This window comes from Pseudomonas sp. MBLB4123 (genome assembly GCF_051904775.1).
Lineage (GTDB): Bacteria > Pseudomonadota > Gammaproteobacteria > Pseudomonadales > Pseudomonadaceae > Aquipseudomonas > Aquipseudomonas benzenivorans_B.
Genome location: NZ_CP196711.1, coordinates 444,770 through 467,932, shown reverse-complemented (window position 1 = coordinate 467,932; position 23,163 = coordinate 444,770). Strand labels below are relative to the sequence as shown.

At 70.9% G+C, this 23,163-nt stretch carries 25 protein-coding genes, 1 tRNA gene and 2 riboswitches; of the genes, 3 read left to right on the top strand and 23 right to left on the bottom strand.

The window, feature by feature from the left end:
- Window positions 1-212: 212 nt before the first annotated feature.
- The 16 genes from ACSX1C_RS02330 to ACSX1C_RS02255 form a co-directional block, all read right to left on the bottom strand.
- Window positions 213-938, bottom strand: coding sequence for an adenosylcobinamide-GDP ribazoletransferase (locus ACSX1C_RS02330; protein ID WP_439888064.1), 726 nt, complete (start codon window positions 936-938; stop codon window positions 213-215).
- Window positions 935-1,510 (bottom strand): alpha-ribazole phosphatase family protein, encoded by a 576-nt coding sequence (gene cobC / locus ACSX1C_RS02325; RefSeq protein WP_439888063.1) that lies wholly within the window; start codon window positions 1,508-1,510, stop codon window positions 935-937. Before cobC ends, ACSX1C_RS02330 begins: the two co-directional genes overlap by 4 nt.
- A complete protein-coding gene (gene cobT, locus ACSX1C_RS02320) occupies window positions 1,507-2,553 on the bottom strand; it encodes a nicotinate-nucleotide--dimethylbenzimidazole phosphoribosyltransferase (protein ID WP_439888062.1) in 1,047 nt (348 codons plus the stop codon). Before cobT ends, cobC begins: the two co-directional genes overlap by 4 nt.
- The gene (gene cobU / locus ACSX1C_RS02315) at window positions 2,550-3,071 is read right to left on the bottom strand and encodes a bifunctional adenosylcobinamide kinase/adenosylcobinamide-phosphate guanylyltransferase (protein WP_439888061.1); all 522 of its coding nucleotides are present in this window, start codon (window positions 3,069-3,071) and stop codon (window positions 2,550-2,552) included. Before cobU ends, cobT begins: the two co-directional genes overlap by 4 nt.
- Window positions 3,068-4,537, bottom strand: a complete 1,470-nt coding sequence (locus ACSX1C_RS02310; RefSeq protein WP_439888060.1) for a cobyric acid synthase — start codon at window positions 4,535-4,537, stop codon at window positions 3,068-3,070. The genes cobU and ACSX1C_RS02310 overlap by 4 nt, the downstream gene beginning before the upstream one ends.
- Window positions 4,534-5,526: a threonine-phosphate decarboxylase CobD gene (cobD, locus tag ACSX1C_RS02305; protein WP_439888059.1), complete on the bottom strand. Its 993-nt coding sequence runs from the start codon at window positions 5,524-5,526 to the stop codon at window positions 4,534-4,536. Before cobD ends, ACSX1C_RS02310 begins: the two co-directional genes overlap by 4 nt.
- Window positions 5,519-6,427: an adenosylcobinamide-phosphate synthase CbiB gene (cbiB, locus tag ACSX1C_RS02300; protein ID WP_439888058.1), complete on the bottom strand. Its 909-nt coding sequence runs from the start codon at window positions 6,425-6,427 to the stop codon at window positions 5,519-5,521. Before cbiB ends, cobD begins: the two co-directional genes overlap by 8 nt.
- Window positions 6,424-7,221 (bottom strand): cobalamin-binding protein, encoded by a 798-nt coding sequence (locus tag ACSX1C_RS02295; RefSeq protein WP_439888057.1) that lies wholly within the window; start codon window positions 7,219-7,221, stop codon window positions 6,424-6,426. Before ACSX1C_RS02295 ends, cbiB begins: the two co-directional genes overlap by 4 nt.
- Complete coding sequence (gene bluB / locus ACSX1C_RS02290; protein WP_439888056.1) at window positions 7,218-7,865, bottom strand: 5,6-dimethylbenzimidazole synthase; 648 nt, start codon at window positions 7,863-7,865, stop codon at window positions 7,218-7,220. Before bluB ends, ACSX1C_RS02295 begins: the two co-directional genes overlap by 4 nt.
- Window positions 7,862-9,154: a cobyrinate a,c-diamide synthase gene (locus tag ACSX1C_RS02285; RefSeq protein WP_439888055.1), complete on the bottom strand. Its 1,293-nt coding sequence runs from the start codon at window positions 9,152-9,154 to the stop codon at window positions 7,862-7,864. The genes bluB and ACSX1C_RS02285 overlap by 4 nt, the downstream gene beginning before the upstream one ends.
- A gap of 111 nt (window positions 9,155-9,265) precedes the next feature.
- Window positions 9,266-9,877 (bottom strand): cob(I)yrinic acid a,c-diamide adenosyltransferase, encoded by a 612-nt coding sequence (gene cobO / locus ACSX1C_RS02280; protein ID WP_439888054.1) that lies wholly within the window; start codon window positions 9,875-9,877, stop codon window positions 9,266-9,268.
- Window positions 9,874-10,449, bottom strand: a complete 576-nt coding sequence (locus ACSX1C_RS02275; RefSeq protein WP_439888053.1) for a hypothetical protein — start codon at window positions 10,447-10,449, stop codon at window positions 9,874-9,876. The genes cobO and ACSX1C_RS02275 overlap by 4 nt, the downstream gene beginning before the upstream one ends.
- A 53-nt stretch (window positions 10,450-10,502) precedes the next feature.
- Window positions 10,503-12,350, bottom strand: a complete 1,848-nt coding sequence (btuB, locus tag ACSX1C_RS02270) for a TonB-dependent vitamin B12 receptor (protein ID WP_439888052.1) — start codon at window positions 12,348-12,350, stop codon at window positions 10,503-10,505.
- A 120-nt stretch (window positions 12,351-12,470) separates the two neighbouring features.
- Window positions 12,471-12,706: riboswitch (cobalamin riboswitch) on the bottom strand.
- Window positions 12,707-12,770: 64 nt separating this feature from the next.
- The gene (locus ACSX1C_RS02265) at window positions 12,771-13,070 is read right to left on the bottom strand and encodes a DUF2149 domain-containing protein (RefSeq protein WP_318642345.1); all 300 of its coding nucleotides are present in this window, start codon (window positions 13,068-13,070) and stop codon (window positions 12,771-12,773) included.
- On the bottom strand, window positions 13,048-13,524 hold the full coding sequence (locus tag ACSX1C_RS02260) for a MotA/TolQ/ExbB proton channel family protein (RefSeq protein ID WP_439888051.1): 477 nt from the start codon (window positions 13,522-13,524) through the stop codon (window positions 13,048-13,050). Before ACSX1C_RS02260 ends, ACSX1C_RS02265 begins: the two co-directional genes overlap by 23 nt.
- A 2-nt stretch (window positions 13,525-13,526) precedes the next feature.
- Window positions 13,527-17,843, bottom strand: coding sequence for a cobaltochelatase subunit CobN (locus ACSX1C_RS02255; RefSeq protein ID WP_439888050.1), 4,317 nt, complete (start codon window positions 17,841-17,843; stop codon window positions 13,527-13,529).
- Between the two features lie 120 nt (window positions 17,844-17,963).
- Window positions 17,964-18,197, bottom strand: a riboswitch (cobalamin riboswitch).
- Between the two features lie 100 nt (window positions 18,198-18,297).
- On the opposite strand from ACSX1C_RS02255, the gene ACSX1C_RS02250 reads away from it, so the two are divergent.
- The gene (locus tag ACSX1C_RS02250) at window positions 18,298-18,645 is read left to right on the top strand and encodes a GFA family protein (protein WP_318642350.1); all 348 of its coding nucleotides are present in this window, start codon (window positions 18,298-18,300) and stop codon (window positions 18,643-18,645) included.
- Window positions 18,646-18,705: 60 nt separating this feature from the next.
- On the opposite strand, the gene ACSX1C_RS02245 is transcribed toward ACSX1C_RS02250, so the two are convergent.
- Together ACSX1C_RS02245 and ACSX1C_RS02240 are read right to left on the bottom strand one after the other, a co-directional pair.
- Window positions 18,706-18,781, bottom strand: a tRNA-Ala gene (locus ACSX1C_RS02245).
- A gap of 67 nt (window positions 18,782-18,848) precedes the next feature.
- Window positions 18,849-19,226 (bottom strand): restriction endonuclease, encoded by a 378-nt coding sequence (locus ACSX1C_RS02240; protein WP_439888049.1) that lies wholly within the window; start codon window positions 19,224-19,226, stop codon window positions 18,849-18,851.
- A 202-nt stretch (window positions 19,227-19,428) separates the two neighbouring features.
- On the opposite strand from ACSX1C_RS02240, the gene ACSX1C_RS02235 reads away from it, so the two are divergent.
- Both ACSX1C_RS02235 and ACSX1C_RS02230 read left to right on the top strand, forming a co-directional pair.
- Window positions 19,429-19,716 (top strand): type II toxin-antitoxin system Phd/YefM family antitoxin, encoded by a 288-nt coding sequence (locus tag ACSX1C_RS02235; protein WP_439888048.1) that lies wholly within the window; start codon window positions 19,429-19,431, stop codon window positions 19,714-19,716.
- Entirely contained in the window at window positions 19,700-20,041 is a 342-nt protein-coding gene (locus tag ACSX1C_RS02230; RefSeq protein WP_439888047.1) for a type II toxin-antitoxin system RelE/ParE family toxin, read from the top strand. The genes ACSX1C_RS02235 and ACSX1C_RS02230 overlap by 17 nt, the downstream gene beginning before the upstream one ends.
- Before the next feature lie 43 nt (window positions 20,042-20,084).
- Here ACSX1C_RS02230 and ACSX1C_RS02225 read toward each other — a convergent pair whose 3' ends face one another.
- The 5 genes from ACSX1C_RS02225 to ACSX1C_RS02205 all read right to left on the bottom strand — a co-directional run bounded on the left by ACSX1C_RS02225 (window position 20,085) and on the right by ACSX1C_RS02205 (window position 23,153).
- Window positions 20,085-20,405 carry a hypothetical protein gene (locus tag ACSX1C_RS02225; RefSeq protein WP_439888046.1) on the bottom strand — a complete coding sequence of 107 codons (321 nt, stop codon included), beginning with the start codon at window positions 20,403-20,405 and terminating at the stop codon, window positions 20,085-20,087.
- A gap of 7 nt (window positions 20,406-20,412) precedes the next feature.
- Window positions 20,413-21,075 (bottom strand): O-methyltransferase, encoded by a 663-nt coding sequence (locus tag ACSX1C_RS02220; protein ID WP_439888045.1) that lies wholly within the window; start codon window positions 21,073-21,075, stop codon window positions 20,413-20,415.
- 19 nt (window positions 21,076-21,094) lie between these two features.
- The gene (locus tag ACSX1C_RS02215; protein WP_439888044.1) at window positions 21,095-21,613 is read right to left on the bottom strand and encodes a C40 family peptidase; all 519 of its coding nucleotides are present in this window, start codon (window positions 21,611-21,613) and stop codon (window positions 21,095-21,097) included.
- Window positions 21,614-21,696: 83 nt separating this feature from the next.
- Window positions 21,697-22,317: an NlpC/P60 family protein gene (locus tag ACSX1C_RS02210; protein WP_439888043.1), complete on the bottom strand. Its 621-nt coding sequence runs from the start codon at window positions 22,315-22,317 to the stop codon at window positions 21,697-21,699.
- A gap of 68 nt (window positions 22,318-22,385) precedes the next feature.
- Window positions 22,386-23,153 carry an NAD-dependent deacylase gene (locus ACSX1C_RS02205; RefSeq protein WP_439888042.1) on the bottom strand — a complete coding sequence of 256 codons (768 nt, stop codon included), beginning with the start codon at window positions 23,151-23,153 and terminating at the stop codon, window positions 22,386-22,388.
- Between the last annotated feature and the right edge of the window lie 10 nt (window positions 23,154-23,163).

The following is a 23,163-nucleotide window of genomic DNA, read 5'->3' as shown; positions in this document are numbered from 1 at the left end:
AAGCGTTCCCAGAGTCCGGTCGGCGGTTTATCGGCAGCTAGCGCACGGCCGGTCGTCCCGAGTGACACGCCGGCGCGGCCTCGCCACGGCCATGAGCGGTGCGGGTAAACATAGCGGCTGAACGCCTGCGAAGGCTCGACAGCCGCCACCGCCGCTCGCCCGCACCCAGCACCTTCGGCAATAGCGGCGGATATGACGGGCCATCGCCCCCGTCACAGCGCCAACACCACCAGCACCGCGCATTCCACCAGTTCCAGCAGGGCCCCGGTCGTATCGCCGGTGGTACCGCCGAGGCGCTGCAGCAGCTGCCGGCGTAGCCAGAGAAACAGCAACCCGGCCACCAGCAGGGCCAGCAGGCCCATGGCGCCGAACAGGGCGATGGCGACGGCATGGGCGGCCAGCAGCCAGGGCAGATGACGCCGCGGCAGGTGGTCGGCCAGGGCCTGGCCCAGGCCGCCGGGGCGCACGTAGGGGGTGCAGAGCAGCAGCAGCGGCGGCAGTGCCCGCGCCAGCCAGGGCACCAGCAGCAGCGCCAGGGCCCGGTCGGCCTCGAGCAGGGCCACCAGGGCGGCGAACTTGAGCAGCAGCACCAGCACCAGCACCAGCACCGCCATGGGCCCGCTGCGCGGGTCCTGCATGATTGCCAGGGTGCGTTCGCGGTCGCCCATGCCGCCGACCCAGGCGTCGGCGCTGTCGGCCAGGCCATCCAGGTGCAGGCCGCCGCTGAGGCCGACCCAGAGCGCCAGCAGCAGCGCCGCCTGCAACAGCACCGGCACATCCGCGAGCAAACGCTGGGCGGCCAGCAGCAGCAGGCCGATCAGCACGCCCACCGCCGGATACCAGAGCAGCGAGCGGCCCAGCTGCGCGGGCGTCGGCATGGCGGCCAGGCGCACCGGCAGGCGGGTGAGGAACTGCAGGGCGATCAGCAGCGCGGTCACGCCATCTCCCTCAGTCGACCGTGAGCGTCCAATTGCAGGCGCACGCGCTGGCCGTGGGCCACCTCGACCTGCAGCAGGTCCGCCGGCGCCAGGCCGCGGGCCCGCGCCAGCAGCAGGCGCATCACCCCGCCATGGCTGACCAACAGCAGGCGCTCGCCGGCATGGCGCTGCTGCAGGCGGCGCAGCGCGCCCAGCACCCGCGCCTCGAAGTCCGCCATGGTCTCGCCGCCGGGGGGCGGGCAGCCGTAGGGGTCGGTCCAGAAGCGGCCCAGGGCCTCGGCATCGGTGGCCATCAGCTCGGCGGCACTGCGCCCTTCCCAGGCGCCGAAGTGCAGCTCCTGCAGGTCCGGCTCCAGGCTCAGGGGTAGGCCGCGCTGCGCGGCCAGCTCCGCGGCGAAGCGGGCGCAGCGCTGCAACGGCGAGCTGATCAGGCGGTCCCAGGGGCCGGCGCCCTGCACCGCCCCACGCAGCTGGGCCCAGCCGGCATCCGTTAGGGCGTCGTCGATACGCCCGCGCAGTCCGCCACCCCGCTCGGTCTCGCCATGGCGCAGCAATTCCAGCTGAAGCGTCACGGCGCGCGCTCCGCCACCGCCGCCTCGGCGAAGGTGGCCATCTCGCTGTGCAGCTGGCAGGCCAGGCGCAGCAGGGGCACGGCCAGGGCCGCGCCGCTGCCCTCGCCCAGGCGCAAACCCAGGTGCAGCAGCGGCTCGGCCTCCATGGCCTGCAGCACGCGCCCATGCCCCGGCTCGGCGCCCTGGTGGGCGAACAGCAGCCAGGGGCGGCAGTCGGGATTGAGGCGCACCGCCGCCAGGGCGGCGACGCTGCAGATAAAGCCGTCGACCAGGGCCGCCACGCCCTGCTGGGCGCAGGCCAGGTAGGCGCCGACCAGGGCGAGGATCTCGAAGCCGCCGAGGCGTTGCAGGGCATCGAAGGGCTCGACGATGGCCGGCCGGTGCAGGGCCAGGGCCGCCTCGACCACCGCCGCCTTGTGGGCCACCCCGGCGCCGTCCAGGCCGGTGCCGGGGCCGACCAGCGCGGCCGCCGGGCAGTCCAGCAGCCAGCAGGCCAGGGCCGTGGCCGCGGTGGTGTTGCCGATGCCCATCTCGCCGCCGATAAACAGCTCGGCGCCGTCTTGTTGCGCGCGCAGCAGGGCGTCGCGACCGGCCTGCAGGGCCAGGCGGGCCTGCTCGGCGCTCATCGCCGGGCCCCGGGCCAGGTTCGCCGTGCCGGCGCCCAGGCGCAGGTGGCGCACCCCGGGCAGCTCCAGCGGCTGGGCGGTGCCCAGGTCGACCACCTCCAGCGCCGCGCCCAGCTGGCGGGCCAGCACGCTGATGGCCGCACCGCCGGCGACGAAGTTGCCCAGCATCTGCCCGGTGACGGCCTGGGGAAAAGCCGATACACCCTCGGCGACCACGCCATGGTCGCCGGCGAAGATGCCGATGGCCACGCGCTCGACGCCGGGCCGCTGGCGCCCCTGCAGCGCCGCCAGCTGCACCGCCAGGCGCTCCAGCTGACCGAGGGAGCCGGCCGGCTTGGTCAGTTGCAGCTGGCGCACCTCCGCCGCGGCGCGGGCCGCCGGGTCCGGCACTCGGCAGGCGTTCTGCCACCAGTTCATGGCGCCTCCCCCTTGAGCACCAGCGGCAAACCCGCCACGCAGAACAGCACCCGCTCGCAGCGCTCGGCCAGGGCCTGGTGCAGCCAGCCGGCGGCATCCACGTAGCGGCGGGTCAGCTCGCCCAGGGGCACCACGCCCAGGCCGGTCTCGTTGCTGACCAGGATGATCCGTCCCGGCAGTCCCGTCAGGCACTCGAGCAGGGCGTCGCGCTCGGCCTCCAGGCGCGCCGGGTCGTCCAGCATCAGCAGGTTGCTCAGCCACAGGGTCAGGCAGTCGACCAGCAGGCAGCGCCCCTCGCCGGCCTGCTCGCCCAGCACCCGGGCCAGCGCCAGGGGTTCCTCCACCAGGGTCCAGTGGGCCGGACGCCGCGCCCGGTGCTGGGCGATGCGCGCGCTCATCTCGCCGTCCAGCGCCTGGCTGGTGGCGATGTAGGTCACCGCCAGGCCGGACTCGGCCGCCAAGCGCTCGGCCAGGCGGCTCTTGCCGGAACGGGCGCCGCCGAGAATCAGGTCGATCATGACTTCTCCTTGGGCTGCGCCATGCCGCACAGCTCGCGCAGCCTGGCGGTATCCAGATGGGCCTCGACCAGGTCGGCCAGGCGTTCGATGTCGCGTTCGCGCAGGGCCTGGTAGTCGACCTGCTGTACCTCGCGCAGGCCGGCCCAGCGCAGCAGCGCGCTGCAGGCCGGGCCCGACTCGAACAGCCCGTGCAGGTAGGTGCCGAGCACCCGGCCGTCGGCGCTCAGGGCGCCGTCGCTGCGGCCGTCGTCCAGGTGCACGGCGCCGTTCAGGCCGGCACCGCGGCTGACTCCGGCATGGATCTCGTAGCCGGACACCGGCGCGTCTTCCAGGCACAGGCGGCCGCGGACGTTGCGCAGCTGCTTCTCGGGCTCCAGCACGGTGGCGAAATCCAGCAGGCCCAGGCCGTCGCTGCCGCCCGCGGCGCCCTCCAGGCCATGGGGGTCGTCGAGGCGCGTGCCGAGCATCTGCAGGCCGCCGCAGATGCCGAGCAGCTTGCCGCCGTAGCGCAGGTGCCTGTGGATGGCCGCCTCCCAGCCCTGCGCGCGCAGGAAGGCCAGGTCGGCGCGCACGCTCTTGGAGCCGGGCAGGATGATCAGATCGGCGGCCGGGATCGCCTGGCCGGGGCCGACGAAGCTCAGCTCGACCTGGGGGTGCAGGCGCAGCGGGTCGAAGTCGGTGTGGTTGCTGATGCGCGGCAGCACCGGCACCACCACCTTGAGCACCTCGCCGGTCTTGGTCGCCTGGCGCTGATCGATGGCGTCCTCGGCTTCCAGATGAAAATCCATCAGGTAGGGCAGCACACCGAGCACCGGCTTGCCGGTACGCTGTTCCAGCCAGTCCAGACCGGGCTGCAACAGGGCGATGTCGCCGCGAAAGCGGTTGATCACGAAGCCCTGGATGCGCGCCTGCTCGCTCTCGGAGAGCAAGGCGAGGGTGCCGACCAGGTGGGCGAACACCCCGCCCTTGTCGATGTCGGTGATGAGGATCACCGGGCAGTCCACCGCCTCGGCGAAGCCCATATTGGCGATATCGCCGGCGCGCAGGTTGATCTCCGCCGGCGAGCCGGCGCCCTCGACCATCACCACCGGGTAGGCGGCGGACAGGCGCTGGTGCGACTGCAGCACCGCGTCCATGGCCACCCGCTTGTAGTCGTGGTAGGCGGCGGCATCCATGCTGTCGATGGCGCGGCCGTGGATGATCACCTGGGCGCCTATGTCGCTGTTGGGCTTGAGCAGCACCGGGTTCATGTCGGTGTGCGGCGCCAGGCCGGCGGCCTGGGCCTGCACCGCCTGGGCGCGGCCGATCTCGCCGCCGTCTTCAGTCACAGCGGAATTGAGCGCCATATTCTGCGGTTTGAACGGCGCCACCGCCACGCCCTGGCGCCTGAGCCAGCGGCACAGCGCGGTCACCAGGGTGCTCTTGCCGGCATCGGAGGTGGTGCCCTGGACCATCAATGTCGTCATGCCGAGTGCTCCTTGAATGCCTGTAATGCCCGCTCCAACCGAGTCCAGCCCGCTTCGTCCGGCGGCAGGCCGAAGCGCAGGCTTGCGGGGGCCTGGAACAGGCGGGTGAGGATGCCCTGGGCGGCGAGAAACTCATGCAGTGCTGGCGCCCGCGGGTCGGCGCACCACTGGAACAGCGCGCAGCCACCGCTGGGCGGCCAGCCCCGGGCGCTCAGCAGCTCGGCCAGGTGCCGGCCATCGGCACGCAGGCGTCGGCGCTGTTCACGCTGGCCGAGCGGGTCCTGCAGCAGCACCCTGGCCAGGGCGCGCGCCGGGCCGTTGACAGTCCAGGGGCCGAGCAGCTCGTCGAGTCGATCCAACAGCGCCGGTTCGGCCAGGACGAAGCCCAGGCGGATACCGGCCAGGCCGAAGAACTTGCCGAACGAGCGCAGCACGATCAGCCCGGGCCGGTCGCAGTAGGCCGCCAGGCTGTGCTGCGGGGTGCAGTCGATAAAGGCCTCGTCCACCAGCAGCCAGCCGCCCCGCGCGGCCAGACGCCCGTGCCAGGCCAGCAACTGCTCGGGGGCGAAACGCTGTCCAGTGGGATTGTTCGGGTTGACCAGCAGCAGCACGTCGAGCGCTTCGAGCTGCCGGTCGATGGCGTCGCCGTCCAGTTGCAACGACTCGTGGCCCTCGCGCGCCCAGGCCGCGGCATGCTCGGCGTAGGCCGGCGCGAGCAGGCCGACCCGCGAGCGCTCGCGCAGCCGCGGCAGGGCCTGGATCGCCGTCTGGGAACCGGCCACCGGCAGCAGGCTGACGGCACCGTAATAATCGCGGGCGGCCGCCTCCAGGCCGTCGTCCGCCTCGGGCAGGCGGGTCCAGGCGCTCGCGGGCACAGGCGGCAAGGTCCAGCCATAGGGAGCGATGCCGGTGGACAGGTCCAGCCAGTCGCCCAGGGGGATGCCCTGGCGCTGCGCCGCCGCGCGCAGCCGGCCGCCGTGCTCAAGCAAGGAGCACCTCCAGCACCAGCAGCAGCGCCAGCCACAAGGCCACGCCGCCGTACACCAGGTTCAGCGCCCGCTCGATATCCCGCGCCCGCGGCTCGGCGCCCTCGCCCAGTGGCGGGCGCCACTCCTCGCGGCCGTGGTAGATGGCCGCGCCGCCCAGGCGCACGCCCAGGGCACCGGCGCCGGCGGCCATCACCGGGCCGGCGTTGGGGCTGTCCCACTCTGGCGCCTGACGCTGCCAGCAGCGCAGGGCCAGGGCGGTGCGGCCGAGCAGCGCGTAGCTCAGGGCCACCAGGCGCGCCGGCAGGTAGTTGAGGGCGTCGTCGATCTTCGCCGCGGCCCAGCCGAAGCGCTCGAAGCGCGGGTTGCGATAGCCCCACATGGCGTCCAGGGTGTTGCTCAGGCGATAGAGCACCACCCCCGGCGCGCCGGCGACGAGGAACCAGAACAGCGCGGCGAACACCGCATCCGAGCCGTTCTCCAGCACCGACTCGGTGCCGGCGCGCGCCACCCCGGCGGCGTCCAGTTCGCTGGTGTGGCGGCTGACCAGATAGCCGACCCGCGCGCGCGCCAGCGGCAGGTCCCCCAGGCGCAGGGCCTGGGCCACCGGCAGGGCATGCTCGCCGAGACTCTTGAGACCCAGGGCGGCATACAGGGCGAGCACCTCCACCGCCCAACCGAGGCCCGGCAGCTGGGCCAGCAGCGCGGCCAGCAGGGTCAGGGGCAACACCGCCAGGCACCAGGCCGTGACCCCGTGGCTGCGCCAGCCGCGCCCGGCCGAATTGAGGCGCCGTTCGAGGCGTTCGGCCAGGCGGCCGAAGGCCACCAGCGGATGCCAACCCCTGGGCTCGCCGAATACGGCGTCCAGCGCCACCCCGGCGACCGCGCCGAACACCAGGCTCATGGGCCCGCCTCCACGCAGCCGCGGATCAAGGCGTGCAACTGACGCACGCCATCGGTCAGGGCGGCCGGGCCGGCCTGGAGGATGTCGGCGGATTTGATCTCGTGCAGCTGGCCGCTGCGCACCGCGGCGATGGCGTCCCAACCGGGACGGGCGGCGAGTTGCTCGGGGCGGAAGCGCTTGCCGCACCAGGAGCCGATGATCAGCTGCGGGTCGCGCCGCACCACCTCCTGCGGGTCCTCGATGATGCGCTCGCGGGCGCGCTTGAAGCGGCCCAGCTCGGCGAAACAGTCCTCGCCGCCGGCCAGCTCGATCAGCTCGCTGACCCAGCCGATACCGCTGATCAGGGGCTCGTTCCACTCCTCGAAATACACCCTGGGCCGCCGGGGCAGCTGCGCGGCGCTGGTGCGGATCGCCTGCAGCCCGGCCTGCAGTTCGGCGACCAGGCGGGCGGCGCGTTCGCGGGCATCCACCAGGGCACCGAGGGTCTCGATCATGTGCAGGATGCCGGCGATGTCGCGCTGGTTGAACAGGTGTACTTCCAGGCCCTCGCGCGCCAGCTCGGCGAGGATATCCGCCTGCAGGTCGCAGTAGCCCAGCACCAGGTCGGGTTGCACGGCGAGGATCTTGTCGATCCGCGCGGTGCTGAAGCCGCTGATCTTCGGTTTGTCCCGACGCGCCTGGGGCGGGCGCACGGTGAAGCCGGAGATGCCGGCGATGCGCTGCTGCTCGCCGAGCAGGTAGAGGGTCTCGCAGGTCTCGGTGGACAGGCAGGCGATGCGTTGCGGGCCTTTCATGACGCTCCCCATTGGTCCTCGAACAACAGCTCGCTCAGCGCTCGCGGCTCGGTCCAGCCCTGCTGCACCAGCATCGGCGCCTCGTAGAAGGCCGTCACCGGCCCCAGGCACAGCAGCGCCAGCGGCTGGCTGCCGGGCGGCATGGCCAGCAACTCGGCCAATGCCTGGGGCTCGAACAGCGACACCCAGCCGAGCCCCAAGCCCTCGGCGCGGGCGGCCAGCCAGAGATTCTGAATGGCGCAGGCCACCGAGGCCAGGTCCATCTCCGGCATCGTGCGACGACCGAACACATGGGCCTCGCGCTTGTCCATCAGGGCCGCCACCAGCAGCTCGGCGCAGTCGCCGATGCCCTCGACCTTGAGCCGCATGAAGGCGTCGCCGCGCTCGCCCAGGGCCTCGGCGGTGCGCTGTCGCTCGGCCTCCACCAGGGCCTGGATGGCCTGGCGCAGTTCCGGGCGGGTGATGCGGATGAACCGCCAGGGCTGCATCAGGCCGACGCTGGGTGCCTGGTGCGCCGCCTGCAACAGCCGCGCCAGCACCTCGGGTTCGACTCGCCCGCCGGAGAAGTGACGCATGTCACGGCGCTCGGCGATGGCCCGGTACACCGCCGCCCGCTCCGCCGCGCTGAAGGCCAGCTCGCTCATGGCTGGAACAGCTCGGCGGCGGCCGCGGGATCCGACGGCAGGTAGAAGTGGATGTAGGAGGCGGTCAGCCGCCCCTGGCGGTACACCGCCTCGGCGGTGCGCCGGTAGTTCGGGCACTCGCCCCGGGCGATGGGCGTGAGCTCGCAGCTCAACGCCGAGTGATGGAAGGTATGGCCACGCAGGCGCCCGCCGGGCAGCTGGACTTCCTGCAGGGCCAGGGCGGTCAGGCGCGGTTGCAGGGTCGCCTCGCCGGGCAGCAGGCCGAGCATCCGCCCGCTCTGCCCCTGCTTGTCGGTGAGCCTGTCGAGCAGGTAGAGCATGCCGCCGCATTCGGCGTGGATCGGCTTGCCGGCCTGATGGTGGGCACGGATCGCCTCGGCCATGGCCTGGTTGGCTTCCAGGTGCGCCAGGTGCAGCTCGGGATAGCCGCCGGGCAGATAGAGGCTGTCGACCTGCGGCAACCGGCTGTCTGCCAGGGGCGAGAAGAAGCACAGCTCGGCGCCCAGCGCCCGCAGCAGGTCCAGGTTGGCCTGGTAGAGGAAGGCGAAGGCGGCATCCAAGGCCACGCCGATGCGCACCCCGGCCAGCAACGCGTCGACCCGCCGCGCTTCGGGCGCGGCGAACGCCACCGGCGGCGGCAAGGCCACCTCGGCGCTGGCGGCCAGGGCGTCGGCGGCGGCGTCCAGGCGCGCATCCAGATCGGCCAGTTCCTCGGCCTGGACCAGGCCCAGGTGGCGGCTGGGCAGTTCCACCGCGGCGCTGCGCGGCAAGGCGCCGTACCAGCGGATCGCTTCGGGCAGGGCGTCGCGCAGTATCTCGCCATGGCGGGCGCTGCCGACGCGGTTGCCGAGCACCCCGGAGAACGGCAGGTCCGGCTGGAAGCTGGCCAGGCCGTGGGCCAGGGCGCCGAAGGTCTGGGCCATGGCCGAGCCGTCGATCACCGCCAGCACCGGCACGCCGAAGCGCCGCGCCAGATCGGCGGCCGAGGGGCTGCCGTCGAACAGGCCCATCACCCCCTCGATAAGGATCAGGTCGGCCTCCCCCGCCGCCTGCCACAGCAGCCGGCGGCTCTCGGCCTCGCCCACCATCCACAGGTCCAGCTGGTACACCGGCGCGCCGCTGGCGCGGGCGAGGATCATCGGGTCGAGAAAATCCGGCCCGCACTTGAACACCCGCACCCGCTTGCCCTGACGCGCATGCAGCCGCGCCAGGGCGGCGGTGACCGTGGTCTTGCCCTGGCCCGAGGCCGGCGCGGCGACCAGCAGCGCCGGGCAGCTTCTCTCACTCACCGCGGCCTCCCGTCGACCAATGCGCTGCGCGCGAGGAAGCGCCGCGCAGACAGTACAAAGGGTACGGCAAGTGGCGCTGACGAAGCGCCCGGTGCATTGGGGGCGGGAGCATCAGAATTCCACGCCCTTCTGCGCCTTCACCCCGGCCTTGAAGGCGTGCTTGACCAGGCTCATCTCGGTGACGGTGTCGGCCGCCTCGATCATCCCCGGCGGGGCGCCGCGGCCGGTCACCACCACGTGCTGTAGCAGCGGCCGCGCCTCGATGTCGGCCAGCACCGTCTCCAGCTCCAGGTAGCCGTACTTGAGGGCGATGTTCAGCTCGTCCAGCACCACCAGGCCGATGGCCGGGTCGCCGAGCAACCGACGCGCCACCGCCCAGGCCTCCTGGGCCTTGCGGATGTCGCGCTGGCGGTCCTGGGTTTCCCAGGTGAAGCCCTCGCCCATCACGTGGTAGCTGACCTCCTCGGGGAAGCGGCGGAAGAAGGCCTCCTCGCCGGTGCTGGCGGCGCCCTTGATAAATTGCACGACCCCCACTTTCATCCCGTGGCCCAGGGCCCGGGCGACCATGCCGAAAGCCGAGCTGCTCTTGCCCTTGCCGTTGCCCGTGTGCACCAGCAGCAGGCCGTATTCGTCCTGGGCCTGGGCGATCTTCTCGTCGATCAGCGCCTTCTTGCGCGCCATGCGCGCCTTGTGCCGCGCGTCGCGCTCCATCGACTCGCTCATCCCTGCACCTCCGTGCGGCGCTGCGTCAGTTGCCAGGAGCGGGCTCCGACGTAGAGCAGCGCCGCCAGGCCGATATAGAGCGCCAGGTTACCCAGGTAGCGCGGGTAATAGACGGCGATGCGCTCGGCCAGCAGGGCCAGGCTCGGCTCGGCATAACGCCCGGAGAAGAACAGGAAGCCGCCGCCGGAGAACAGGTAGGCGACGAAGGCGCCCAGCGCCACGGTCGCCGCCAGCAGCGCCAGGCTCTGCAGGCTGTCGCGGTGCCAGCCGGCGTACAGGCGGCCAGCCAGCCACAGCGAGCCGTAGGCCGGCACCAGCAACCAGTAGGCCGGCGACAGGCACCAGTCGCTGACCCCGGCCCACTGCATGGCGGCGAAATCCAGCAGCGAGGCCTCGACGAACAGCGCCGGGAACACCCAGCGCGGCGTCAGCAGCACGCCGGCGAGGAAGAACACCGCCCAGGAGGCGCTGGGCAGGTTGACCGAGGCGAAGTGATGGCCGCGGGTCATGGCCAGCAACGCCGCCAGGGCGAGGCCGAGCAGCAGTTGCAGGGAGGGTGACAGCTTGGGCATGGGGGTTCTCCTGGTGAGGGCGCCGACGGGTCAGCCCGTCGGCGCCGGGGGGATTACAGCGCCTGGTAGCGCACCGTCAGGTAGAGCGCCTGGCCGGGCTGGTTGAAGCCCTCGGCGGTCTCGTAGTCGGCGTCCAGCAGGTTGGCCACGCGAGCCTGCAGGCGCCATTCGGGGTCGATGCGGTATTCGCCGCGCAGATCCAGGGTGGCGAAGCCGGACAGCTCCCTGGTGTTGGCCAGGTCGTCGTAGCGCTGGCCTTCGGCATGCAGGCTGGCACCGAGACTGAAGGCGCCGAGGCGGCGATCCAGCTCCAGGTTGAACAGCTGCTTGGCGCGGCGCGCCAGCTCGTTGCCATCGTTGGCCCCGGAAGAACGGTTCTCCGGTTCCAGCAGCGTGTAGTTGGCGCTCCAGTCCCAACCGAGCAGCTGGCTGGCCAGCACCAGCTCGACGCCGCGGATGCGCGCCTCGGCGACGTTGGCCGGCGCCCGGATGCTCGAATCGTAGGCGATCAGGTCGTCGATGACCGTGCGAAAGGCATTGATAGACCAGTGGCCCCAGGCGTGCTGGCCGGCCAGACCGGCCTCCAGACTCTTGGAGGTTTCCGCGTCCAGGTCCGGGTTGCCATAACCCGGGAAATACAACTCGTTGAAGGTCGGCGCCTTGAACGCGGTGCCGTAGCTCAGGGTCGCCCGCAAGGCATCGCTCAGGGCGTAGCCGTAGCCGAGGTTGCCGGTGTCGTGCTGGCCGAACTGCTGGTTGTCGTCGCGACGCAGCGCCAGCTGCCAGTCGTGCCGGCCCGCTTCGCCCAGGTACTGGGCGAAGGCGCCCTTGTTGTCCCGCGAGTCCTCGGCGTAGGCGGTGCTGCCGTTGACCTCGTCGTGCTGGTAGTCGGCGCCCAGGGTCAGGGTATGGCCGGGTGCCAGGCTCAGGTCGTTCTGCCAGCTGACGCTGTCGCGGCGGCTGTCGAAACGCGAGTAGAAGGCGCCGTCCTGGAAGGCATCGGACTTGTCTTCGCTGCGCCCGGCCTGCAGGGTCACCAGCCAGGGCTCCAGGGGGGCGAAGCGCGCGCGGGTGCCCAGCACATTCGACTCGCCGTCGGCATGGGCGTGGAAACCGCTGGTGCGCCGGCGGTTGACCTGGTCGTAGTCGTTGTGCGACTTGGCCCGCAGCAGATTGGCGTCCAGCTCCAGGCCGTTGGCGAAGCGGTAGCCGGCGCTGAGCGCGGCAGACAGGTTGCGGTAGCCGTCGGCATCGTCCTCATAGCCGCTGGCGTCCATCGGCTTGGCGTTGAGGCCGTCGGTGTCCGCACCGCTCACCCCCAGGCTGTACCAACCCTGGCCATCGCCACCGGTGACCCCGACGCTGCCGCTGTAGCTGTCGTGGGTGCCGTAACCGGCGGAGAAGAACGGCTTGGCGCCGGCGCCTGAGCCCTTGCGGGTGAAGATCTGGATCACCCCGCCTATGGCCTCGGAGCCGTACAGGCTGGACCGCGGCCCGCGTACCACCTCGATGCGCTCGATCAGCTCCAGCGGCAGGTCCTGCAGGGCCGTGGCGCCGGCGGTCACCGAGCCGACCTTGATGCCGTCGATCAGCACCAGTACATGGTCGGACTCGGTGCCGCGCATGAACAGCGAGGTGTGCTTGCCCGGACCGCCGTTGTTGGCGAAGGACAGGCCCGGCACGCGCTTGAGCAGTTCGGGCACCGAGGCCGCCTGGCTCCGCTCGATCTGCTCGCGATCGAATACCGTGACCGCCGCCAGGCTCTGCTCGGCGGTCTGCGCGGTGCGGGTGGCGGTCACCACCTGGTCCTGCAAACGGTTGGGCTCGCCCGCCTGGGCCTGGGAAATACTGGAAACGCCGCACAGCAGGGCCGCTGCCGGGGTCAGAAGGGACTTACTCATTGTATCTGCATGCTCCGTCGCACCCACCCGGGCGACTTAGGCCGATAAGGGCATACGGAGAGCAATGGACGGGCGGCTCGCCAACGACGCAGCCCACCCGCCAGACAACGCCCTCCGCGATGCCGTGGACTGCTACAGGCCGGTCTCCGGGCTCACGAGCGGCGATCCACCTGGGGATCGCCGGCCAGCGCACCTTCCCATGCCGGGGCACAGTGGTTGCAAAAGCGCTGGTTTGGCTCGTCTACCGTTGCGGGGGCAGCGTCGGAATTGCGGGCGTGAACACGCCGCGCGCACCGACTTCCCTGTTTCACCCCCGGACGCGCAGCGTCGGGGGCACCTGAAGCAAGGCGCGCAGGGTAGTGGCTCGGCGCGGCAACGTCAAACGACGGCGCATCGCCTGGAGCCGGCCCCTCCTGCGCCTCACTGGCCGATCAGGATCAGCTTGCCGGTCTGCGGGTCGCGATAGACCTGACCGACGCTCTCCAACCCCTCGCCGCCCTGGCCCTTGAGGCTGTCGGGCAGGGCCGGCAGCTCGCGGCCGCGCTCAACCGGCAGCGGCTGCCGGCGCGCCTCGAGCCGGGTCAGCAGGTCGGTCTGCGCCACCAGCGCGGCGATCAGGCCGCAGGCGAACACCAGCACCACGTCGACCAGATTGGCCAACGGGCCGAGGGGGTCGTCGTCGCCCGCGGCGAAACGGCTAGAGCGCCAGCGCCGGCTCATCGGCCCGCTCCTCGCCCGCCCGGGCCTCGCACCGGTCCAGCAGCTCGTCGTACCAGCGCCGGCGCAGGCGCCCCAGGCCGAAGCCGAGCAGCCCGGCGAGCAGGCCGAACACCGTGGTGTCGAAGGCCACTCGCATGGCCACGCTGAGGATCTGCACATTGCCCTCGCCCAGGGCCGCCAGCCCGGGCCCCAGGGGGATCAGGGTGCCCATCAGGCCGAGCATGGGGCCGATGCGGGCGATCAGGTCGGCGCGGTCCAGGCGCCGGCGCGCGCGCCGCTCGATCTCCGCGACCGGCAAGACGCGCCAGCGGGCCAGGCCGCCGCAGCGCTCGCCGACGGCCACCCCGCAATCCCACACCGCCACGGCCAGCAGGGCGAACAGGCCGAGGGTGACCGGCTGCAGCAGCCAGCCGACCAGCAGGTGCAGCCAGGTGAATACTTGACTGTCGAACATCCTTAACCTCCTACCGAAATACGTGGACCGCGGCCGCGCCAGACGCCCAGGGCGAGCAGGCCGGCCAGCAGCGCCAGGGCGAACCAGAATGCCTGGCTCAGGGCTTGGGGCTCGCCTTGGGCGGCGCCCGATTCGGCGGCGGGCTCGGCCTGCGGCGCCTGGATCTCGCTGAGAGTGTTCGGCGCCGGCGCCGGCTCGTACTGGATGCGCGCCGCCTGCAGGCGCTGCTGCAGGGCTGTGCGCAGCTCATCCGGCAGCTGCGGCAGCAGCCACTGCAGCATCGGGTGATCCGGCCGGGTGTGGCCGCTGCCGGGCAGGCCGTGGGCGACCACCAGGCGGGCGAACTGTTCGCCGAGCTGCTGGCGGGTGGCCGCGTCGGCCTGCCAGAACTCCTTGTGGATGGCCACCAACATGATCGCCAGCATGTTGCTCTTCACGTGCACGTTGGCGCCCTGCTCGAGGAAGTCGTCCAGGCCGACGTCGTAGCGGTCGTCGACATACACCGCCTTGACCTCCTCCCAGGCGCTGCCCTTGATGATCTCCGGGTTGGTCACCTGCCAACCCCAGAGGTATTCGAGGAACTCGCTGCCCATGGTCCGCGCGCCGGCGTAGTCGTGCTGCATCAGCGCCTCGATCCAGGCCGGGTTGAGGAAGCGCCCGCGCAGCTCGGCCAGCAGCGCCTGCTGCAGCGGCTCCAGGCGCACCCGCGCCGGGTCGTTGTGCCAGCTGACGAAGTTCTCCGGGGTGCTGCCGGAGACCTGCTCCACCGCCAGGCTCAGGCCGCCCAGGTAATCGAAGGAGTCGTTGTTGTCGAGCAGGCCGTAGAGGTTGCTGGAACGGCCGAGGTAGGTGCGGCGCACCGTCTTGAGGTTGTCGCGGAACACCTCCTGCACCGGCTCGCCCTGGTGGCGCAGGCCGTAGGCGTGGCCGAGGCGGCTGACATAGGCCTGGGCCAGCTCGCCGCGCTGCTGCCAGCTGCCGGAGCGCTCCACCAGACGATTGATGCCGGCGCCATAGGCCCCCGGGGCCACGCCGAACAGGCGCAGGGCCGCCAGACTGCCGGCCTGCTCGGCACCGAGACCGGCCTCCAGGCGCCGCGCCGCGTCCGTCACCCAATGGGCGGCGACGCGGTTGACCGCCAGGCTCTCGCTGCCGCCGCCGGCCGCCGCACCGAGGGGCTCCAGGGCCGCGGCCAGGGCCGGACGCAGCGCCGGGTAGTCGCGGCGAATGGTTGCGGCGGCGCCGTCCAGGGCCAGCAGCACCGCACGTTCGAGCAGCGCCAGCTGGTCGGCGTAGAGGTCGCGGAACAACCCGGAGGTGGTGAACAGCAGGTCGCGGCGCTCCTCCCCCGCCGCCAGGGGCCGACGCCGGATGCCCTGGACGATGCCACGACCGTTCCACTGTGGCTCGACGCCGAGCAGGTCGAGGCCGAAGGCGATCATCGCGCCTTCGTCGCGCACCGTGTCCGAGGCCCAGAGGATCACCGCCTCGCGGCCCTCGGCGGCGAGCGGCCGCTGCCGCGCCTGCTGCGCCATCTCGCGGCCGATGCCCCAGCCGATGCGGCTGGGCAGCAGGCTGCTGTCCAGGGCGTGGAAGTTGCGCCCGGTGGGCAGCGCCTGCGGCGTGCGGATCGGGTCGTTGCCCTTGCCGGGGGCGACGAAGCCGCCGTCCAGGGCGCGCAGCAGCGCCGCCATCTCGGCCGCCGGCGAGTCGACCAGGGCCTGGCGATGGCCCGCCCCGGCGGCGCCCATGGAGGTCAGCAGGGTCTGCACCGCCTCGGGCCGCCAGGGCTTGCCGAACACGTGCAGGCCCATGGGCATGAAGCGTTCCTGGATGTTGGTCAGGTAATGGCCGACCTCGTGCACCAGCAGGTCGTCATCGACCTGCTCGAAGTCGATGCCGCGGGTGACCAGCACCTCGGCCATGGATTCGCGCAGCTCCGGCTCCAGGCCGGCACTGCCGATCAGGCGCTTGATCTCGGCGATGGTGGCGCGCCGTGCCGGCCCCTCGCCCTGGCCGGCACCGGCCTCGAAACTCTCGATCAGCTGGCGCAGCTTGAGCAGGTCGTCGTACAGCGGCGTGGCCACCAGCGGCGGAGTCAGGTGGTCGATCATCACCGCCAGGCCGCGGCGCTTGGCCTGGATGCCCTCGCCGACCCCGTCGACTATGTAGGGGTAGATGCTCGGCAGGTCGCCGAGTATCTGCGTCGGATAGTCCTCGTCGCTCAGGCCCGCCCGCCGCCGCGGCAGGAACTCGTAGGTGGAGTGGCGGCCGAGGTGGATCAGCGCGTCGGCACGGAAACCCTCGCGCAGCCAGTGGTAGAAGGCCAGGTACTGATGCGGCGGCGGAAACACCAGGTTGGCGTGCAGCAGCTCCTCGTCCACCTCCCAGCCGCGCGGCGGCTGCGGGCCGACGAACACCTTGCCGAAGCGCAGCCCCGGCAGCAGCAGGCGGCCGTCGTGGACCATCACCCGCCCCGGGCCCTCGCCCCAGCCGCGCAGGCCCTCGATGCCGGTCGCCGCCAGCGCCGCGATCAGTCGCTCGGCCTGGGCCCAGTCGGCCTGGGTCGGCTGCGCCACGGCCGCCCGGTACAGCGCCTCGAGCTGCGCCAGCAGGTCCAGGGCGCGGGCCCGCGCCGGGTGCTCGACGCCATCGAGCACGTGGTGCAGCTCGCTGGAGCCGCTGGCCAGGATACCTGCGGCGATCTGCAGCTCGGAGGCCGCCAGGGCCCGGCGCAGCTGGGCGTGCCAGTAACCCAGGGGGCCCTGGACCATCTCCGCCTGCAGCGCGGCCGGCAGCGTGGCGAACCAGTCGCGGTATTCCTCAGCGCCCAGGCTCTGCACCTTGCCGGCCATCTCGGCCAGGGCGTCGCCCTGCTCCGGCAGGTTGACGCCGCGCTCCTGCAGCAGTTCGAGCAGCGCCGCGGGGCTGTCCGGCAGCGGCCCGGTGTCGTAGCCCTCGGCCTGCAGGCGCTGGAGGATGTGCCACAGCGACTGCGGCACGTCGAGGTTGTCCGCGCCGATGTTGTGCCGCCCCGGCGGGTGGTTGTAGTAGACGATCGCCAGGCGCTTGTCGGCGTTGGCCGTGCGCTGCAGGTGTCGCCAGCGCTGGATGCGCGCGCTCATCGCGGCGACCTGGTGCGGCAGCGGCTCGCCGATGGCGAAGCGGATGCCGGACAGCGGGTCGAGCTGGCGCTCGCGCCAGGCCGCCAGCACCATGGCCTGGCTGGTGCCTTGCAGCTCCGGCATGGCCAGCTGGTAGTGCACCTTGTCGCGCGCCAGGCCGTCGCTGGACAGCTGCCAGGCCGCCTCGCTGCGGTCCTCCAGGCGCAGGCCCTTGAGTACCGGCACGTTCAGCTCGCCGAGCAGCTCGGTGACCTGCTCGCGGTGCTCGCCGCCGCCGATGACGAAGTCCTGCAGGGCGACCACCGCCGCCAACGGCGGGTGCTCGCCCTCCTTGAGCCAGCGCACCGCCTGCAGGGAGCCCGCGCCCCAGTTGGCGAACAGGCTGACGCAGGCCAGACCGGCCTCGCCCAGGGTCCGGCACAGCGCATCGTTGAGCGCCTGGTCGCCGGCGCGGTCGGCGCGCCCGTGGTCGACCAGCGCCACCAGGGCGTCGCCGCGCCAGCGCAGCTGCTCGGCGCTGCGCAGCTCGCCGTCCTGGTAGAAGCGCAGCGGCGCCCGCTCCCTGGCCGGTGCCACCGCCACCTCGGCGTCCACCCGCGCCGCCAGCCAGGCGAGCAGACCGGCGATGTTCTCGCTGCCGCCGGCCAGCCAGTAGCTGCGCGCGCTCAGCCAGTCGGCCTGGCGCGGGTGTTCGCGCTGCTGCGCCTGCAGCCAGGGGGCCAGCGCCCCGCCCGGCTTGGCCGCGCCCAGGCGCTCGGCCTCTTCGCGGGAGGCGAACAGCGGCCGGCCGGCGGCGCGGCTGAGCTGCACCAGGCCATGGTCGCTGTGCAGGACGAACAGCTCGGCGGCTGCCGCCCGGCCCAGCAGGGGCCGCAGACGCTCCACCTCGGCGCCGAAGATGCCGGCGCCGAACAGCACCTGGCCCGCATCCAGCCACTGCGCCAGGGCGGCATCGTCCAGCTCGGCCAGCTGCTCGGGGGTCCGCGCGCTGACCCGCTGGCCGGGATACTGGCGCTGGAACTGGGCGACCGCCGCGGCGAACTCGGCGGCGCTGTAGGCGGAGACGATGGCGTTGATCTGCGCCGCACCGGCCAGCGGCGCGCTCAGCGCCAGGCAGGCGGCCAAGGCCAGGCGCCGGCTCAGGGAAAGGGCGCGCGTCAGGAAGGACGCAGGCCGTGGAAGGGACATGCTCATGTCGTAATAGCTCCGCCGCGCTCACCCGCGCGGCCCAGACCGCAAGAGGCAGACGGAGGAACGACGACGCATGGGCCACGACAAGGGCGCGGCCCACCCGCCGGACAACGCCCTCCGCGATGCCGTGGACTGCGACAGGCCGGTCTCCGGGCTCACGAGCGGCGATCCATCTGGAGGATCGCCGGTCCGCGCACCTTCCCGTGCCGAGGCACAGTGGTAAAAAGCGCGGGTTTGACTCGTCTACCGTTGCGGGGGCAGCGTCGGCATGGTTGGCGTGAATACGCCGAACGCACCGACTTCCCTGTTTCACCCCTCGAGCACGCGGCTGGGGGCACCTGTTGCAAGGCGCGCAGGGTAGAGACAGGCCGGCGGGGCGTCAATGCATGGGGGCGCCCGATGCCTGCCGCAACGGGAGCTAAGCTTCTACCTCCCCTTACTCGTCAGGAGCGTTGCGATGAAATACCGAGGAAGCTGTCACTGCGGCCAGGTGGCGTTCGAGGTGGAGGGCGAGATCGCCGGGGCCATGGCCTGCAACTGTTCGATCTGCCAGCGCAAGGGTGCCTTGCTGTGGTTCGTCCCGCGGGACCGGCTGAGCCTGCTGACCCCGGACAGCGACGCCGCCACCTACAGCTTCAACAAGCATGTGATCCAGCACCGCTTCTGCCCGCGCTGCGGCATCCACCCCTTCGGCGAAGGCACCGACCCCAAGGGCAATGCCATGGCGGCGATCAATATCCGCTGCCTGGAAGGCATCGACCTGGACGCCGTGCCGGTTCAGCAGTTCGACGGCAGGGCGCTGTAGAGCGGCCACAGTCGCACCGGAGACAAAAAAGCCAGGCCGCCGGGGCCTGGCTTTCCGACTTGGTGGACCGAAGGAGGATCGAACTCCCGACCTCCGCATTGCGAACGCGGCGCTCTCCCAGCTGAGCTATCGGCCCTTGATGGGGTTGAATCTAGCCTCCTGCGCCGCACCCGACAACTGCCGCCGCGTATTCACCGACGCCCTCACAGATCCTCGGGCAGGGCCGCGGTCCAGATGCGCTTGAGCGGCAGCTCGGACTTGATGCCTTCATCCAACGTGTCGTAGTGCAGGAACAGCTGCTCCAGCAGGTCGTCCTGGTTCCACAGGCGCAGACGGAAGAAGCTGGAGGCCAGCTCCTTCTGCACGTTGCTGCGGTAGCCGCCCCAGGCGACGAACAGGCCCTGGCCGGCGTTGAACTTGCTCATGGCGCCGAGCAGCTTGTCCACCGTGGGGCGGTCGATCAGGCCGGTGCCGGACTTCACCTCCACGCACAGGTTCTGCCCGCCGAAGCCCATCAAGCCGTTGCTGGCCAGGATATCCACGCCGCCGTCGGCACCATCACTTGTGCGTCTGTATTCCAAAACTGGCCGAAAACTCCTGTTTAGCGGTAGCCGTCGATGAATAGTGATTGCACCAGCTCTCCAAGCTCCCACTAGGCAGTCTTTGGTTGTCACCAGTCTGAATTCGGACTATATGTAGCCCACCGCACGCCAAACGCGCAGCTCTCTTGAAGGCAGCCATCCCCTTCCAGGACCGGCTCCCTTTCACCACCAGGAGACAACCATGAAAGTCCAGACAATCAGTTACCTGAAGCAGCACGCTGCCTCGCTGGATCTGAGCGAACCGATGGTGATCACCCAGAATGGCGTGCCGGCCTATGTGGTCGAGTCCTATGCCGAACGTAAACGCCGGGATGAAGCCCTAGCGCTGATCAAGCTGTTGTCCTTCGCCGAGCGCGATAAGGCCAAAGGCCGTTTGATTTCCGGCGACACCCTGCTGGAACGTTTGCAGCAGCGCAGCCCAGTTGCAGAGGGATCGACAGGGGCCTCTGCCGATGAGCAAGACGATTAGAATCGCCTATGCGAGCACTGCCGAAGAAAGCCTGGTTTCACAGATCCATCACCTGGCGCCCTACCATGGAGTACAGCGCGCGCAGACCAAACTGGTCGGGCTGATCAAAACCTTGGAGCAGCGCCTCAAGACCCACCCCCTGGCCGCACCGGTATGCCAGCAGGCCGCCTTGCTGGGCATCACTCATTACCGTGAACTGAATCTGGATGAGTACCGCATTCTCTATCAGTATGACGAGGCGGCCGGGTTGGTGATAGTCGCGCTCATTCTGCGGCAGCGCCAAAGCATCGAAGAACAACTGATCAATTATTGCCTAATGCGCTGACAGCAGTTAGCAGCGCCGTATTGTCCGCTCTGCGGTACCCACCTCAGTGCCGGGGCATGAACCCCGCCGGCTTGGCCGCCAGCCAGGCGACGAAGCTGCGCAGGCGCTCGTCGCTCAGCAGCGCCTCGCGGCTGTTGTAGGTCAGGGCCAGTTCCTTCTCGCCGAACAGCCGGTGGATCTGGTTGTGACAGGCACGGCAGACCCACAGGGTGGCGGTGATGCGCTCGTTCCTGGCATAGCGCTTCTGCACGTAGGGTTTGTCGTGCAGGGCCTTGGGGATCAGGTGGTGGCGAGTCAGCGGCGTGGCGCGGGCACAGAGCTCGCAGGCCTCAGGCTGGGGCGGCAGGCGAATCGGCTCGGCCATGGGTCCGTCAGCGCTTGCGGCACAGGGTCAGTCCGTCGCCCAGCGGCAGCAGGGACAGGTCGATGCGCGCGTCGTCGCGCAGCGCCAGGTTGAGCGCCTGGATGGCCCGGGTGTCGGCGCTATCCGGGCTCTGCTCCAGCACCCGGCCGCTCCACAGGGTGTTGTCGAACAGGATCAGGCCCCCTTGGCGCACCAGCCGCAGGGCCTGTTCGAAGTAGGCCGGGTAGTTGGCCTTGTCGGCATCGATGAAGATCAGGTCGATGCTGCCGGCCAGCCCCTCGGCCTCCAGCGCGGCGAGGGTCTCCAGGGCCGGCGCCAGGCGCTGCTCGATACGCCCGGCCAGACCCGCCTCGCGCCAGTAGCGCTCGGCCACGGCGTTGTAGTCGCCGGGGATGTCGCAGCAGATCAGCCGGCCGTCCTCCGGCAAGGCCTGGGCCATGCACAGGGCGCTGTAGCCGGTGAAGGTGCCGACCTCGATGAGCCGCTTGGCACCGGTCAGCCTGACCAGCAGGGCCATGAACTGGCCCTGTTCCGGGGCGATCTGCCACCGGGCATTGGCCAGCTGGGCGGTCTCGGCGCGCAGGCGCGCCTGCAGCGGCGTCTCGCGCAGGGATACATCCAGCAGGTAGCGGTAGAGGTCGTCGTCAAGGTTGAGGGTGCGGTTGGTCATGGGCGAAACCCTCTGCGCGTCAGGGATTGCGCGCCAGTTCGGCGCCAAACACGCGCTTGGCGTCCAGGTAGGTGCGCTGCCAGTAGCTGTTGCTCAGGCTGTCCAGGCGCACGGTGCCGCCGCTGGACGGGGCATGGACGAAGCGCCCCTCGCCGACATAGATGCCGGCGTGGCTGACCTGGCGCCCGCCATTGGTGGCGAAGAACACCAGGTCGCCGCTCTGCAGGGCCTCGCGGCTGGCGATGGTCGGCGCGCGCAGGGCACTGAGTTCGCGGGTGGAACGGGGCAGGCGGATGCCGGCGGCGTCGCGATAGACGTAGCCGATCAGGCCGCTGCAGTCGAAGCCGCCGTCCGGGGTGTTGCCGCCGTAGCGGTAGGGCGTGCCGACCAGGCCGAGGGCACGGAACAGGACGTCTTCGGAGCCGCCGTGGGGGCTACCGGTCGGTATCTGGATACTGGTGGGTGCGGGCGACTGGCTGGCACAGGCGCCGAGCAGCGCGAGGAGGACGAAGAGGGCGACACGAAGCGTGACGGGCATGTGCGAGGCAATCCTGGGCCTGGTTGCGCCCTACTCTGCCGTCTCGAGGCTTACCGCGCAACCTTCGAGGCCGCGCGGGCACTTCAGGGATGGCGCTCCTGCGCCTCGTCCGGCGCCATGGCCAGCACGCGCTTGGCCTCGAGGAAACTGCGTTTCCAGTAGCGGTCGTCCAGGCTGTCGACACGCACGCCACCGCTGCGGCGGCTGGCGGAATGGATGAACTGGTCATCGCCCAGGTAGATGCCGGCGTGGCTGACGCGGCCGCGGCCGTTGGTGCTGAAGAACACCAGGTCGCCCGGCTCCAGCTCGTCGCGTTCGACCAGCGGCGCGTCGATATTGATCATCTCGCGTGTGGAACGCGGCAGTTGCAGGCCCGCCTCTTCGCGGAACAGGTAGCCGATGAAGCCGCTGCAGTCGAAGCCCGACTTCACCGAGCTGCCGCCGAAGCGGTAGCGCGTGCCGACCAGCGACAGGCCATGGGACAGGATACTGTCGGCCAACTGGGGCATCTCGTAGGGCTGATCGTCGGTAAGGTCGGCGAGCTCTTGTTCTGTGGGCTCGGCATGGGAAGCCCCGGAAGCGAAGGTGTTGGATTTGCTGAGCGGACCGAATACGTCGGATTGGCTCTGGGGCGCCTGGCCGGCGCAGGCGGCGAGGAACAAGACCAGTGCAAGGGGCACGAGGGGTGCGAAGCGTTTGCGCATGGGCACGACCGTGTCGGGAATTCTGATAGGGCCGCGACTATGCCCTCAATCCGGACTATTTGCAAATTCTATGGGCGCACGATGTGACCCAGCAGTCTCGGCAGCACATCTAAGGCCCGCCCCTGCAGGTGGATATCGACCAGCTCGCTCAGATCGGTGCGGGCCGGATTGACTTCCACCGTCAGTCCGCCGGCCTGGCGGGTGCGCAACACCGGCTCGATGATGTAGGGGAAGCTGGCACTGGTGCCGACGCTCAGCACCAACTCGAAGCCCTTGCCCAGCTCGGTGTAGAGGCTGTCGACGGCGGCCTCCGGGAGCATTTCCTCGAACAGCACCACCGGCGGGCGCAGGATGCCGCCACAGCACCGGCAATGCGGGGGCAAGGGCCGCGCCAGGTGCTCGGCCAACTCGGCATCCTCGGCGCCGCAGGACTGGCAGAACAGCGGCGCCAGTTCGCCATGGATCTCGATCAGGCGCTCGACCGGGCTGCCGGCGGCGCGGTGGTAGCCGTCGATGTTTTGGGTCAGCAGCCAGCACAGGGGCTTGCGCCGCTGCAGCTCGGCGAGGGCGAAGTGACCGGCATTGGCCCTGGCGCCGAGGCAGGCCTTGCCCAGCTCGGCCAGGTACTTCCAGCACAGCGCCGGATCGCGCCGCAGCATGGGCCCGGACAGCGCCGCCTCGATCGGCAGCCCCTCGTCCGTGTGGCCGTTGTACAGGCCGCCGAGGCCGCGGTAGGTGGGCAGCCCGGAATCGGCGGACAGCCCCGCGCCGGTGATCACCAGGATGCGCTCGGCCCGGGCGATAGCCAGGGCGACCCGCTGGATGTCCGCCTCCATCCCCCCTCCT